Origin of the sequence: Geobacter sp. SVR, assembly GCF_016865365.1 — a bacterium.
Lineage (GTDB): Bacteria > Desulfobacterota > Desulfuromonadia > Geobacterales > Pseudopelobacteraceae > Pelotalea.
In genome coordinates this window covers 1474789-1488392 of sequence record NZ_AP024469.1, presented here as the reverse complement: position 1 = coordinate 1488392, position 13604 = coordinate 1474789, and the positions used below count along the sequence as shown (strand labels likewise).

12 protein-coding genes and 5 tRNA genes are annotated in these 13604 nt (G+C 54.0%); all 17 read right to left on the bottom strand.

Features of this window, described 5'->3' with window-relative positions:
* Positions 1-32: 32 nt before the first annotated feature.
* Complete coding sequence (gene rpoB, locus GSVR_RS06800; RefSeq protein ID WP_173197007.1) at positions 33-4532, bottom strand: DNA-directed RNA polymerase subunit beta; 4500 nt, start codon at positions 4530-4532, stop codon at positions 33-35.
* A gap of 155 nt (positions 4533-4687) precedes the next feature.
* Positions 4688-5068 (bottom strand): 50S ribosomal protein L7/L12, encoded by a 381-nt coding sequence (gene rplL, locus GSVR_RS06795; RefSeq protein ID WP_173197005.1) that lies wholly within the window; start codon positions 5066-5068, stop codon positions 4688-4690.
* A gap of 44 nt (positions 5069-5112) precedes the next feature.
* Complete coding sequence (gene rplJ / locus GSVR_RS06790) at positions 5113-5637, bottom strand: 50S ribosomal protein L10 (protein WP_173197003.1); 525 nt, start codon at positions 5635-5637, stop codon at positions 5113-5115.
* Positions 5638-5789: 152 nt separating this feature from the next.
* A complete protein-coding gene (gene rplA, locus GSVR_RS06785; RefSeq protein WP_173197001.1) occupies positions 5790-6491 on the bottom strand; it encodes a 50S ribosomal protein L1 in 702 nt (233 codons plus the stop codon).
* 44 nt (positions 6492-6535) lie between these two features.
* Positions 6536-6958 (bottom strand): 50S ribosomal protein L11, encoded by a 423-nt coding sequence (rplK, locus tag GSVR_RS06780; protein WP_173196999.1) that lies wholly within the window; start codon positions 6956-6958, stop codon positions 6536-6538.
* A 51-nt stretch (positions 6959-7009) separates the two neighbouring features.
* The gene (nusG, locus tag GSVR_RS06775; RefSeq protein ID WP_173196997.1) at positions 7010-7537 is read right to left on the bottom strand and encodes a transcription termination/antitermination protein NusG; all 528 of its coding nucleotides are present in this window, start codon (positions 7535-7537) and stop codon (positions 7010-7012) included.
* Between the two features lie 10 nt (positions 7538-7547).
* Positions 7548-7730 (bottom strand): preprotein translocase subunit SecE, encoded by a 183-nt coding sequence (gene secE / locus GSVR_RS22010; protein ID WP_239077480.1) that lies wholly within the window; start codon positions 7728-7730, stop codon positions 7548-7550.
* A gap of 75 nt (positions 7731-7805) precedes the next feature.
* A tRNA-Trp gene (locus GSVR_RS06765) sits at positions 7806-7882 on the bottom strand.
* 26 nt (positions 7883-7908) lie between these two features.
* Entirely contained in the window at positions 7909-8058 is a 150-nt protein-coding gene (rpmG, locus tag GSVR_RS06760; RefSeq protein ID WP_173196993.1) for a 50S ribosomal protein L33, read from the bottom strand.
* Between the two features lie 65 nt (positions 8059-8123).
* Entirely contained in the window at positions 8124-9314 is a 1191-nt protein-coding gene (tuf, locus tag GSVR_RS06755; protein WP_173196990.1) for an elongation factor Tu, read from the bottom strand.
* A gap of 59 nt (positions 9315-9373) precedes the next feature.
* Positions 9374-9449, bottom strand: a tRNA-Thr gene (locus tag GSVR_RS06750).
* 7 nt (positions 9450-9456) lie between these two features.
* Positions 9457-9533, bottom strand: a tRNA-Gly gene (locus tag GSVR_RS06745).
* A 105-nt stretch (positions 9534-9638) separates the two neighbouring features.
* A tRNA-Tyr gene (locus GSVR_RS06740) sits at positions 9639-9723 on the bottom strand.
* Positions 9724-9744: 21 nt separating this feature from the next.
* Positions 9745-9820, bottom strand: a tRNA-Thr gene (locus GSVR_RS06735).
* Between the two features lie 138 nt (positions 9821-9958).
* Positions 9959-10807 (bottom strand): RNA polymerase sigma factor RpoH, encoded by an 849-nt coding sequence (rpoH, locus tag GSVR_RS06730; RefSeq protein WP_173196988.1) that lies wholly within the window; start codon positions 10805-10807, stop codon positions 9959-9961.
* 76 nt (positions 10808-10883) lie between these two features.
* On the bottom strand, positions 10884-12527 hold the full coding sequence (locus GSVR_RS06725) for a thiolase family protein (protein WP_173196986.1): 1644 nt from the start codon (positions 12525-12527) through the stop codon (positions 10884-10886).
* Between the two features lie 120 nt (positions 12528-12647).
* On the bottom strand, positions 12648-13514 hold the full coding sequence (locus tag GSVR_RS06720) for an NAD(P)-dependent oxidoreductase (protein WP_173196983.1): 867 nt from the start codon (positions 13512-13514) through the stop codon (positions 12648-12650).
* Positions 13515-13604 lie beyond the last annotated feature (90 nt).

Genomic DNA, 13604 nt, shown 5'->3' with positions numbered 1-13604 from the left:
GGTCGCGTGCCCGGCACTTCTCACGCGACGACCTATTCCTCTTCGCCTTCCAGAAGTTCGATATCAAGACACAGCGACTGCAGTTCCTTGATAAGAACGTTGAAAGATTCGGGCAGACCCGGCTCGAGGGTATGCTTGCCTTTGACTATGGCTTCATACATCCTTGTGCGACCGGAGACATCGTCCGATTTTACGGTGAGGAACTCCTGCAGGGCATAGGAGGCGCCGTAGGCTTCCATCGCCCAGACCTCCATCTCGCCCAGCCTCTGTCCGCCGAACTGGGCCTTGCCGCCCAACGGCTGCTGGGTGACCAGGCTGTAAGGCCCGATTGAACGGGCATGGATCTTGTCATCGACCAAGTGGTGCAGCTTGAGAACGTACATCACCCCGACCGTGACCTTATGCTTGAAGGGATCACCACTGCGCCCGTCGAACAGGGTTACCTGACCGGAAGAGTGGAAGCCTGCTTTCTCAAGCATGCCTTTGATCTTGTCTTCGGAAGCCCCTTCGAATACCGGGGATGCCATGGGAACCCCACGCTGCAGACGCCGGCAGACGTTAAGCATCTCGTCGCGATCAAGGCCATCGATAAAGGAACCGGTTTCCTTGTCGCCGTAGACATCCTTCAGATACTTTTTCAGGCTTTCTTCGGAGGTATGTTTCTGAAGCATCTCCTCGATCCTCCAGCCAATTCCCTTGGCTGCCCATCCGAGATGGGTTTCGAGGATCTGTCCCACGTTCATACGCGAAGGCACGCCCAGAGGGTTGAGAACGATCTCCACCGGCCGGCCGTCCTCCATGTAGGGCATATCCTCCTCGGGAAGAATGCGGGACACAACACCCTTGTTGCCGTGGCGCCCGGCCATCTTGTCTCCGACCTGCAGCTTGCGCTTGATGGCGATGTAGACCTTGACCATCTTGATCACGCCCGGGGGGAGGTCGTCGCCACGCCGGAGCTTCTGAATCTTGTCCTCGAAAACGCTGTGGATCAGATCAATCTGCCGGTTGAGGGTGTCAAGAACCAGGCTGACCTTCTCATCGGTATCACCGTCGTCGCTGACCGAGATGCTGCTCCAGTCAGCCATTGGCAGGGATTTGAGGGTTTCTTCCGTGATCTTTTTGCCTTTCGGCAGAATCAGGGTGCCATCGGCCTTCTCCAGCTTGACCGCCAGAGTCTTGCCGACCAGCAACCGCATCAGCTTGCCAACGGCCGAATCCCTGATGATGCGGATCTCGTCCTGCTCATCCTTGCGAAGCTTCTCTTCTTCGGCCTTTTCGATCAGTTCGGTACGGGTGTCCTTATCAGCGCCTTTGCGGGAAAAGACCTTGGCCCCGATAACCGTACCCTCGACACCCGGAGGAACAGTAAGAGAGGTATCACGGACATCGCCGGCCTTTTCGCCGAATATGGCCCGCAACAGTTTCTCTTCAGGAGAGAGCTGGGTCTCACCCTTGGGAGTGATCTTTCCGACCAGGATATCGCCCGGCTTGACTTCGGCGCCGATGCGGATGATCCCGGATTCATCCAGATCCTTGAGAGCCTCTTCACCCAGGTTGGGAATATCCGAGGTAATTTCTTCCTTGCCGAGCTTGGTATCCCGGGCAACACATTCGAACTCCTCGATGTGGATCGAGGTATAGCGATCATCCTTGACCAGCTTCTCGGAAACAAGGATCGAGTCCTCGAAGTTGTAGCCGCCCCACGGCATGAAGGCCACCACGATGTTCTGGCCTAGGGCCAGTTCACCCATCTCCGTGGAAGGGCCGTCGGCGATCACATCACCGCGCTTGACCGCATCTCCGACCTTTACCACCGGTTTGTTGTTGATGCAGGTATTCTGGTTGGAGCGGGCGAACTTGATCAGATTGTAGATGTCCACGCCGGTGCCGGTTTCGTCATGCTCCCCTTCGTCGATCTTGACGACGATGCGGGATGCATCGACCGATTCCACCACCCCTTTGTGCCGGGCGATGACAGAAACACCGGAATCCTTTGCCACGATGCGCTCCATGCCGGTACCAACCAGAGGGGAGTCGGCACGCAGCAGCGGTACGGCCTGACGCTGCATGTTGGACCCCATCAGGGCGCGGTTGGCGTCGTCGTTTTCCAGGAAGGGAATCAGAGCGGCTGCTACGGAAACCAGCTGCTTCGGCGCCACGTCCATCAGCTCGATCTCGTCGCGGTGGACCAGAATGAACTCGCCGCTCTTACGGGCGGAAACGTAGTCGTTCACAAAGCGGCCGTTTTTGTCGACCTCGGCATTGGCCTGGGCAATGGCATGCCCCTCTTCCTCCAGAGCCGAGAAGAAGCGCACCTCATTGGTAAGTTTGCCGTCCTGGACTATCCGGTACGGAGTTTCCACGAAGCCGTGCTCGTTGATGCGGGCATAGGTCGAGAGCGAAGCTATCAGACCGATGTTCGGGCCTTCAGGTGTCTCAATTGGACACACACGGCCATAATGCGTCGGATGGACGTCGCGGACCTCGAAACCGGCCCTTTCACGGGTCAGACCGCCAGGTCCGAGAGCCGAAAGGCGCCGCTTGTGGGTAACTTCCGACAGCGGATTGGTCTGGTCCATGAACTGCGACAGCTGGGACGAACCGAAGAACTCCTTGACCACTGCCGAGACAGGCTTGGAGTTGATCAGGTCGTGAGGCATCAGATTCTCCACTTCCTGGAGGCTCATGCGCTCTTTAATGGCCCGCTCCATGCGGACCAACCCGATCCGGTACTGGTTTTCGAGCAGTTCACCGACTGCGCGGACACGACGATTTCCCAGATGATCGATATCGTCAATGGTGCCACGACCGTTTTTCAATTCGATCAGATACCTGACGATTTCAAGAATGTCGTTTTTCGGGCTCTTCTGAATAACCGGCGCGAACAGGTCTTCAAAGATCATGCGGTTGCGGCGGAGAATCTCGATGACACGGCGATTCTCATCGAAGCCACCGGCTTCGATATATTCCGTCAATTTGATGGTTTCCTCGCTGATCCTCAAGCCGGCGGCAACATCCTTGGGCATGAAATCAGCATCCTTCACCACGTTGTTGAGCTCATGCAGCAGTTGCTCTTTGAGCTTGTCCGGCACCGGCTGTCCCGGCTCCTGTTTCTGCAGGGTCTTATAGAAATCACCGGGCAACTTGGTGCCCAGATATTGCGCGAACGTGCCGTTCTTGTCGGCGAGCAGCTTCACCAATTCCTCGAAACTGGTGACGTCGTCGGTGCTGAACATGCACGGAGCGTTGAGTACGGTACAATCGGGCCATACTTTGAGCCCCAGTTTAAAGTTCAGCTTCAGGCGGCCGACAGCAGAGAGGTCATACCGCTCCGGATTGAAGAACAGGTTTTCAAACAAAGCCAGCGAACTCTTGAGCGTCGGCGGATCGCCGGGGCGCAGACGCCGGTAGATCTCGATGAGCGCTTCGTCGGTGGTTCCGATTTTGTCAACCAGCAGCGTGTCACGGAATGATGAGGTGACATGAAGATTGTCTATGAAAAGCAGCTTGAAGCTGGAGACGCTGCGGGTCTTGATCTCCTCCAGCTTGTCCGCGGTAATTTCCTCGTTGCACTCAAGCAAAACTTCGCCGGTTGCCGGATCAACGACATCGGCCGATGCGTAGCGGCCGATAATGCCGTCAGTGGTGACCGGGACGCCCGCGATGCCATGCTCGAGCATTTTCTTGATCGAAGCTTTGGTAAATTTCCGGTTGGCCTTTACGATCACTTCACCGGTCTTGGGATCGCATACGTCTATGGCTGCTTTCTGAAGCGTGAGCAGTTCCGGGTCTATGCTTTTGGAGAGCGAGTCTCCCTGAATAAAGATTTCTTCACTTTTGTAATAGTAGTTGAGGAGTTGCTCGACGGAATAACCGAGCGCCTTCAACAGCACCGTAGCAGGCATTTTGCGGCGCCGGTCGATGCGTACGTACAGTATGTCCTTGTGGTCGAACTCGAAATCGAGCCATGACCCGCGGTATGGAATCACCCTGGCGGAGTAGAGTACTTTCCCGCTCGAGTGGGTTTTGCCTTTGTCATGATCGTAGAATACGCCTGGAGAGCGGTGCAGCTGGCTGACGATAACACGCTCGGTACCATTGATAATGAAAGTACCGTTGTCGGTCATCAGCGGTATTTCGCCGAAGTAAACCTCCTGTTCTTTGATATCCTTGATAGCCCTGACACCAGTATCCTTGCCGGAATCCCAAATGACCAGCCGCACTTTGACCTTCATCGGCGCAGCGAAGGTCATGCCGCGCTGATGGCATTCCTCCACATCATATTTCGGCTTGCTCAGCGAGTAGGATACGTATTCCAGCGAGGCGCTTTCACTGAAGTCCTTGATCGGAAAAACGCTGCGAAATACGGCTTCAAGGCCGATATTGCTGCGTTGTTCCGGCGTTACTTCCTGCTGCAGAAATCGTCTGTAGGAATTTTTCTGGATATCAATCAGGTTGGGGATATCAATGATGTTCTTGATTTTGGCAAAGTTTTTACGCAACAGGTGGTTGTTGGCAATCGAATAAGCCATAGCTTCTCCTTTGGCGAGTCTCGTGGCGACATCCGGCCGAAAAGGGTAACCGGCTGGAATTATTGATATATAAAGATCTACGAGGACAGTTAAACAGGACAAGCCAAGGCCGCACCAGGCGACCTTGGCTTTCTACGTCTCTGTAGAGAGAGTAATTATTTGATTTCTACTTCAGCGCCAGCTTCAACCAGCTGCTTCTTGGCGTCTTCGGCTTCAGCTTTGGAAATGCCGGCTTTGACAGTGCCCGGAGCGCCGTCAACGAGATCTTTGGCTTCTTTGAGACCAAGGCTGGTGAGAGCACGCACAACCTTGATGACATTGATCTTGTTGGCACCGGCAGCTTTCAGAATAACATCAAATTCAGTCTGCTCTTCAGCGGGCTCAGCAGCAGCGGCAGGGCCGGCAGCGGCAACGGCAACGGGAGCCGCTGCGGAAACGCCGAACTTTTCTTCCAGCTCCTTGACCAGTTCAGCGAGTTCGAGAACAGTCATTTTTTCAATAAAAGCAACAACGTCCTGTTTGGTGATTTCTGCCATTGGGATATTCCTCCAATTAATGTTGAGTTACTGATATGGTGAAGTTAGTTACCTGCTTTTTTAGCGCGTATGGCGTCCAGAGCACGAACGAGCGAGCCCGGGAGAGCTGCGAGCACGCCAACGAAGTTGGTAGCAGGTGCCTGCATGGAGCCAAGCATTTTGGCGATGAGCACTTCCCGCGAGGGAAGATCGGCCAATGCCTGAATCTGTTTTACATCCAGCAGCTTGCCAGAGAGCACTCCTGCTTTTAAAACAAGCTTTCCCTGCGGGTCTTTGGCAAACTTGCTGATCACCTTGGCGGCACTGACAGGATCGTCATACGAAATGGCGATAGCAGTCGGACCGGCCAAGTAGGGTGTAAGACATTCGACGTCAGTCCCTTTGGCAGCAAGATCGAGCAAAGTATTCTTAAAAACCTTGTACTCAACGGATGCATTCCGCAACTCGGTACGGAGATTGGTGGCCTGCCCCACGTTCATGCCGCGAAAATCTGCCAGAAAGACAGCCTTCGCGCGTGAGAGCCGCTCATGCATCTGTGTGACCAACTCTTGCTTGTTTTCCTTGTTCAAGCGACTTCCTCCTTTCTTTTGGTATCTGGGGTTTCCCCCGGCCAAAGTCAGGAAACGCGATAAACTGCTTCGCGACACCCAAGTCTCGGCAGGTCCAGTATTGATGGATTAAGTGGGCACGCCTGCTGTCTTTGACTTTGGCTATGTGAAGATTAAAGCTGTGAAGTTACGTCAGCAACGTCAAGATTGATCCCAGGCCCCATGGTGGAGGAGACGGAGATCTTCTTTATATAAACACCCTTTGCCGCGGAAGGCTTGGCTTTCACAAGAGCCTCGACCAGTGCAAGCACATTGCCCTTCAGCTTGTCGGAATCAAAAGAGACCTTACCCACCGGAGCATGAATGATCCCTGCCTTTTCGACGCGGAATTCAACTTTGCCGGCTTTGGACTCCTTGACCGCCTTGCCCACTTCGAAGGTAACGGTGCCAACCTTGGGGTTGGGCATGAGTCCGCGTGGCCCGAGCAGCTTGCCGATCTTGCCGACAACGCCCATCATGTCGGGTGTTGCGATGGCTGTATCGAATTCAAACCAGCCTTCCTGGATCTTGGCAACGAGGTCATCCCCACCGACATAGTCGGCACCAGCCTCGAGAGCTTCCTTCTCCTTCTCGCCCTTGGCAAAAACGAGAACACGCACCTCTTTTCCAAGGCCATTGGGCAGTACGACTGCGCCACGCACCATCTGGTCGGCGTGCCGGGGATCTACCCCCAGACGTACAGCGAGATCTACCGTCTCATCGAATTTTGCAAAAGATGCCTCTTTCACAACATCGAGAGCGGTGGCAATGGGATAAACTTTCGATCTATCGATTTTCTCGGCTGCCGCAGTAAGTTTTTTTCCTGTCTTCGACATGATGCAACCTCTCTTTGTATCGTAAATAAACAAATCGCAAATGGCTAAACGATGTCAACGCCCATAGAACGGGCAGTTCCCTCAACAGTTCTCATGGCAGCTTCCAGAGAGGCTGCATTGAGATCAGGCATCTTTTTCTTGGCGATTTCTTCAACCTGAGCCTTGGTAAGCTTGCCGACCTTGGTTTTGTTGGGTACGGCGGAGCCGCTCGCAAGACCAAGAGTCTTCTTTATGAGCACCGGAACAGGAGGCGTTTTGGTTATGAATGTGAACGAACGATCGGCGTATACCGTGATTACGACAGGAGTGATCGTGCCTTCGTCAGCCTGGGTCTTGGCGTTGAATGCCTTGCAGAATTCCATGATGTTCACGCCGTGCTGACCAAGTGCCGGACCGATCGGTGGCGAGGGATTGGCTTTACCGGCAGGAACCTGTAACTTGATATACCCCGTGATCTTCTTTGCCATTTCGTGCTCCTTTGTGTCCTGATGCCTACATCTTTATATGGAATGAAGTGATTAGTTCTTTTCTACCTGCATGAACTCCAGCTCGACCGGAGTTGCCCGGCCGAAAATGGTGACCGTTACACGCAACTTGCCCTTATCAGGCTTGACATCTTCGACAATGCCGGAAAAGTTCAGGAAAGGACCATCGATTACCCGTACTGTTTCACCAACTTCGAACTGAACTTTCGGCCTCGGCTTTTCGGCTCCCTCCACCATCCGCCGGGTGATTTTATTGACTTCGTCGTCCGGTATCGGAAAAGGAGTATTTCCGCCGACAAATCCAGTGACTTTGGAAGTTTCTTTGACGATATGCCAGCTTTCGTCGGTGAGCTCCATTTTGACCAGAATGTAGCCGGGGAAAAATTTGCGGGAGGAAGTTTTCTTTTCGCCTTTCTTTAACTCGACCACCGTTTCGGAAGGAATCAGAATTTCATCAAAAAATTCATCCATTCCTTCGTTTTTTATGCGTTCAAGCAGGTTGAGCCTGACCTTGTTTTCGAAGCCGGAATACGTGTGAATTCCATACCACTTTTTGGACATATATATTCCTTTACCCCAGTATCAGCCGCATCAACTTGGCGAGAACGATATCACAGGCACCAAGATAGAGAGAAATCAACAGAACGATCAGTACAACCACCGAAGTGGTTGCAACAGTCTCTTTGCGCGTAGGCCACGTTACCTTGCCAAGTTCGACTTTTACCGATTCGAAAAAGGATTTTACGTTTTGCACGAGTCTCTCCCGGATTACTACATGGATAATCAGCGGTTCTGTCGCTGTGCTCAGGCAAATCCTGTTGGAATTAAATGGCAGGCCAGGAGGGATTCGAACCCACAACATCCGGTTTTGGAGACCGGCGCTCTAGCCGTTAGAGCTACTGACCTGCAAGCCTGAAATCGAACGGCAGGGACTATTTGGTTTCCTTATGAGGAGTATGCTTGCGGCAGAATCGGCAATACTTGCTGAATTCAAGTTTTCCGGGAGTAGTTTTCTTGTTTTTGGTAGTGGTGTAATTCCGCTGCTTGCACTCGGTGCATCCGAGGGTAATGATATCTCTCATTGCATTTTCCTTTATACAGTAATCGCGGCGACAGACACAAAGGGCCTGTCGCCGCGAATGGATTATTATTCAACAATCGAGCTGACGACGCCGGCGCCAACGGTACGGCCACCTTCACGGATGGCGAAACGCAGACCTTCGTCCATGGCAATCGGGGTGATCAGTTTGACGGTCATGGCGACGTTGTCGCCGGGCATAACCATTTCGATGCCGGCAGGCAATTCTGCTACACCGGTTACGTCAGTTGTACGGAAGTAGAACTGCGGACGATAGCCGTTGAAGAACGGGGTGTGGCGACCGCCTTCTTCCTTGGTGAGGATGTAGGCTTCGGCCTTGAATTTGGTGTGCGGGGTGATGGAACCCGGCTTGGCAAGTACCTGGCCGCGCTCAATATCTTCACGCTTGACGCCGCGCAGCAGTGCGCCGATGTTGTCGCCGGCACGACCTTCGTCGAGCAGTTTGCGGAACATTTCAACGCCGGTGACGGTGGTCTTCGCGGTGGCTTTCATGCCGACGATTTCAACTTCTTCGCCAACTTTGACGATGCCGCGCTCAACGCGACCGGTGGCCACGGTACCACGACCGGAGATCGAGAAGACGTCTTCTACCGGCATGAGGAACGGTTTGTCGATGGCGCGCTCCGGATCCGGAATGTAGGCGTCGACAGCGTCCATCAGAGCCATGATGGCCGGCTCGGCCAGCTCGCCCTTTTCACCGTTGAGGCCCTGCAGAGCGGAACCTTTGATGATGGGGATATCGTCGCCGGGGAAGTCGTAGCTGGAGAGCAGCTCGCGGATTTCGAGTTCTACCAGCTCCAGCAGTTCGGCGTCATCAACCATGTCGGCCTTGTTGAGGAAGACGACCATGTAGGGTACACCAACCTGACGGGCCAGCAGGATGTGCTCGCGGGTCTGCGGCATGGGGCCGTCAGCGGCGGACACGACCAGGATGGCGCCGTCCATCTGTGCAGCACCGGTGATCATGTTCTTTACGTAGTCGGCGTGGCCGGGGCAGTCGACGTGCGCATAGTGACGCTTGTCGGTTTCGTATTCCACGTGGGCGGTGGCAATGGTGATACCACGCTCGCGCTCTTCAGGGGCGTTGTCGATTTGATCAAAGGCCTTGAACTCGGCCTGACCCTTGCCTGCAAGCACCTTGGTGATAGCTGCAGTCAGAGTGGTCTTGCCGTGGTCTACGTGACCGATCGTGCCAATGTTAACATGAGGTTTAGTACGCTCGAATTTAGCCTTCGCCATGATGACAGGCCCTCCTTGATTCTGGTTTGTAAAGCCTAGAGTTGAAGTTTAAAAAGACATGGAGCCCACAACCGGACTCGAACCGGTGACCTCTTCCTTACCAAGGAAGTGCTCTACCTCCTGAGCTATGTGGGCTAAATTCTGGAGCGGGAAACGGGACTCGAACCCGCGACCCTCAGCTTGGAAGGCTGACGCTCTAGCCAACTGAGCTACTCCCGCATCATCCAGATGAAGTTGTGTGAAAACCGTCCAGCAGCTTCTTACCAGTTCTGGCGACAATGTCTCCTGGAATCAAAGACCGCTGCCGGTTTTCGGTGATTTATATGGTGGAGGGAGGAGGATTCGAACCTCCGAAGTCACTGACGACAGATTTACAGTCTGTTCCCTTTGGCCGCTCGGGAATCCCTCCAGGGAGAATTTCTTTTTTTAGTGGAGCTGGCGATGGGACTCGAACCCGCAACCTGCTGATTACAAGTCAGCTGCTCTACCAGTTGAGCTACGCCAGCGCTCCGATCAATATAACCTCGAACGGAAATTTGTTATTTAAAGCAAAAGTGTATTACTGTCAAGAAATATTATCACGGTGCATAAAAAATGCGCCATTTTTTTTCAAACGGCGCATCGCCCCCTGCGACACGGCGGCGTCAAGCTGCTGCAATCACAGGCAATAAAGCCTGTTTCATCTTTTTCAGCGCTGCTTCCTCAATCTGCCTGACCCGCTCGCGGGAAATGGAAAAATGGCTGGCGATTTCCTGCAGGGTCATCGGTTCGTCCGCAGTGACCCGGGCTTCGATCACGAAGCGCTCCTTTTCATTGAGGCCCGCAACAATGTTCGCTACTTCCTGCTTCAACCTGTGATTCGATTCATACTCGGACAGCAGCTCTTCCTGATTCATCCGTTCGTCGGCTATACCGTCCAGAACCGTCACGCCGTCACTCCCTGGAAGCTCGGCATCCAGAGAATACTCACCATGAAGGCGTTGCTCCATCTCGATGACCTCACGATCGGAAACGTTCAGTGCCTGGGCGGTCAAATGAACGTCATCGTCACCGTCGCTCAACCGGAGAATCGCGTTTTTGGCCTCGCGCAGTTTAAAGAAAAGCTTGCGCTGTGCCTGTGTGGTGCCGATCTTGAGCAGGCTCCAGGCGGAAATGATGTGATTCTGAATATAGGCTTTGATCCACCACACCGCATAGGAAATCAGGCGGATGCCTTTGTACGGATTGAATTTTCTTACAGCCAGCATCAACCCGATGTTGCCCTCCTGAATCAGGTCGAGCATCTTGAGGCCGTAGTGACGGTACTCATGGGCGACCTTTACCACGAAGCGCAGATTGGAGGTAATCAGCGCGTGGGCCGCAGCCAGCTCTTTTCGTTCATAGAAGGCAACTGCCGTGCGATGCTCCTCTTCCTCACTCATCAGTGGAAATTTTCGAATTTCGGCCAGATACAGGGACAGGCTGTCCGCAACAACCGGCAGATGAGCAACCATCTCGTCATCTCCTTTTCAAAAATTAGCACTCTGATAGTTCGACTGCTAATCAGCATAGCAACTGAAACTGAAAAAATCAAGGCTCTTTCGGAACTTCCTGGGTAGTGGCCGGGCCCGGATTCTTCCCGATAAAACGCTTCCAGCCGTTCCCGGCCAGTTCTACCAGACCATTGATGGTACGGGTGTAAAACTTGCGGACAGGAATGCGATTGATCATGATGTTGCCATCAACCCTCTCGATGGCGACCGGATCGCCTCCCTCGAAGATTGCCACCCGCGAATAGTATTCACCATCGATACCGAAAAGGAATTTATACGTGGTTTTTTCGAAACGACAGGCCACGATCAGGATAACCACTTCCGGCCGGGCGGTCTTGTAGTCGAAGCGGACCGTGGACGTCACGAAAGCCCCCTCCACCGAACCTCCGCCGGCCAGCAATGCATCCAGGGATACACGCTTGGGCTTCAATTTTCCCAGGGATGGCAACCCCCACGGTTTAAACGGCTCGTGCCTCCGGGATTGGAAATGGTCGCTCCGTTCGAGCAGCACCACAACATTGTTGTTGATAGGCCCCCCTATCGAATGCGACAAGCCGGCAATGAAACCTTTTTCACGGATCAGCGCGTGATTCTCCACGATCTGAATCATGCCGGTGGCGCCCAGGGGATGGCCCCTCCCCTTCAGCCCGCCTGTCAGATTCGTCGGAAAAGCACCGTCCGGGCCGGTCAACGTATCATCCAGAAGAGCATCCATCAGGCGGTTTCGACTGACAATCCCCAGATCGACCATGTTGATCGGACCAAAACCGTTGAAAGGATCGTGCATGTTGACATGCATTTTTCCGGTCAGTTTCCGCACGTTGGTGAGGCCGGCCATTCCGTAGGCATAGCCGGCTGCTATCACCGTGGCCGGAAACGAATGGAAGTAGTTCCGGTCGGCAATGGTGGGGATGTCGGTGGCGCTGCCGAGCCCACTCACCAGTACATCCTGAGGTTTCGAAGTCAGAATGATCGCTGCGACACCGTCCGACATGGGGCAGAAGTCGTGGTAGCGGAGAGGGTGCCAGTAACGGTAATTTTTGCCGTTGGCAATCTGGCTGTAGTAATCGCTCACCTCGATCGTCATGTTAAGGTGGGCATTGGGGTTGTTGGCGGCAAACCGTTGACTGCGCTGGGTCAGAAGGGCGGCATAAGCGGTCCACTCCTCATCCGACAACCCCAGTTTCTCCTTGAGCGCCCTGGCGACCAATGCCCCGCACGCAGGCATGGTCAGACCGAATTCGGATTCTTCACGATCGATTACACCAGCTATGATCCGGGTCGATTCCTGGGTCGAAACATCGCTCATTTTCTGGATACCGATGGCAAGCACATGGTCGTTGCGCCCGGAAGCCACTTCCAGATAGGCATTTTCAAAGGCGGAAGCTCCCGATGACGATGCCGTATCGATCAGGACCGATTTTGCTCCGGATATGCCTAAAATACCCGCAATTTTGGCGGCGGTATTGTCGACCGCGGAGAATGCTGCCGGATTCTGACTTCCGACAACAACCGCCTCGATATCGCGGCGCCTCACCGGACTTCCGGTGAACACCTCCCCGCACCGCTCCGCCAATTCGAGAAACGAGAGATTTTGCTTCTCCTTGCCATTGTAGCGGCCGACCGGCGCCATCCATGAAGCTGCCACATACACCGGACGCGGACGAAATAAAGCAGCCATCGATTTTCCTCCCTGCTCGCTCAAACGCTCAAACGGACAACCTGCCATCCCTTAAAGAAAAAAGGCGTCCCACTCTATCGGACGCCTTCAAATGTAGCATACTGCCCCGGTCTCTCAAGCCTACTTCCGCAGTACTTTTATCACCGCAGAAAAATCTTCTTCGCCCAGTCCGCGACCGACAGCCTCTTCGTACACTTTGGAAGCCGCTTCCGCCGCCGGAAGTGTCAAGCCGGTCAAACGGGCGGCATTCATTACCATGTGCAACTGGTCGTTGACATATTTCAGCGCCAGACTCCGTGAGAAATCTCCCCGGGCCATGGAGCGCCCTTTCTGATGGAACAGCGGTGAGGCCACGCCTCGTGTATCGAGCACTTCGAGAATCCTGTCGGCGGTAAAACCCATTTTCTCGCCGAATACCAGCCCTTCAGCCAACACCTGTACCAGTTCGGCCTGGACGAGGTTGACGATAAACTTCATTTTGGTGGCGTCACCGATCCGGCCGACATGGATTACATTGAGGCCGAAATAGGAAAAGGGTTCCTGGCAGCGTCCCACCAATGCAGGATCGCCGCCGGCGATAATGGTCATCAGGCCATTGACGGCATGGTCTTTATTCCCCCAGACCGGCGCATCGAGGTACATCACTTTTTTCTTGGCCGCCTCTTCTGCTGTCTTCATGGTGGTTTCAAGTGCGTGGGATCCCATGTCGGCCAATATGGTGCCGGGATCGATGCCCGCCAGAATGCCATGCTCTCCGAATACCAGCGACGCCAGTTCGCTTCCTTCGGGAACAATGGCAATTACCAGATCCCGCCCCTTGGCAGCCTCGGCCGCGCTGGTCGCAGCGCCTGCCCCCAAAGCTTTCAGGTCATCAACAGCCGACTGGCTGAGATCGAAGACGGTGAGTTCATAATTAGCTTTGGTCAGATTGGCTGCCATATGCTTGCCAACAGTCCCGAGACCTATGAATCCGATTCTTCTGAGCATGAATACCTCCTCAATTTCAACGAACGTTTTTCCAATAATGTTTAATACTTTTACACAGAAATCGCCGTGCTGGCAACAGCCAAATCCGAT

Bases quoted from the DNA above. Each gene is read 5' to 3' on its own strand.
- rpoH (WP_173196988.1), bottom strand. From the start codon at position 10,807: ATGGTTGCTCATCTGCCGGTTGTTGCGGACAGCCTGTCCCTGTATCTG.
- rpmG (WP_173196993.1), bottom strand. From the start codon at position 8,058: ATGAGAGATATCATTACCCTCGGATGCACCGAGTGCAAGCAGCGGAAT.
- GSVR_RS06720 (WP_173196983.1), bottom strand. From the start codon at position 13,514: ATGCTCAGAAGAATCGGATTCATAGGTCTCGGGACTGTTGGCAAGCAT.
- rplA (WP_173197001.1), bottom strand. From the start codon at position 6,491: ATGTCGAAGACAGGAAAAAAACTTACTGCGGCAGCCGAGAAAATCGAT.
- rpoB (WP_173197007.1), bottom strand. From the start codon at position 4,532: ATGGCTTATTCGATTGCCAACAACCACCTGTTGCGTAAAAACTTTGCC.
- GSVR_RS06725 (WP_173196986.1), bottom strand. From the start codon at position 12,527: ATGGCTGCTTTATTTCGTCCGCGTCCGGTGTATGTGGCAGCTTCATGG.
- rplL (WP_173197005.1), bottom strand. From the start codon at position 5,068: ATGGCAGAAATCACCAAACAGGACGTTGTTGCTTTTATTGAAAAAATG.
- rplK (WP_173196999.1), bottom strand. From the start codon at position 6,958: ATGGCAAAGAAGATCACGGGGTATATCAAGTTACAGGTTCCTGCCGGT.
- tuf (WP_173196990.1), bottom strand. From the start codon at position 9,314: ATGGCGAAGGCTAAATTCGAGCGTACTAAACCTCATGTTAACATTGGC.
- nusG (WP_173196997.1), bottom strand. From the start codon at position 7,537: ATGTCCAAAAAGTGGTATGGAATTCACACGTATTCCGGCTTCGAAAAC.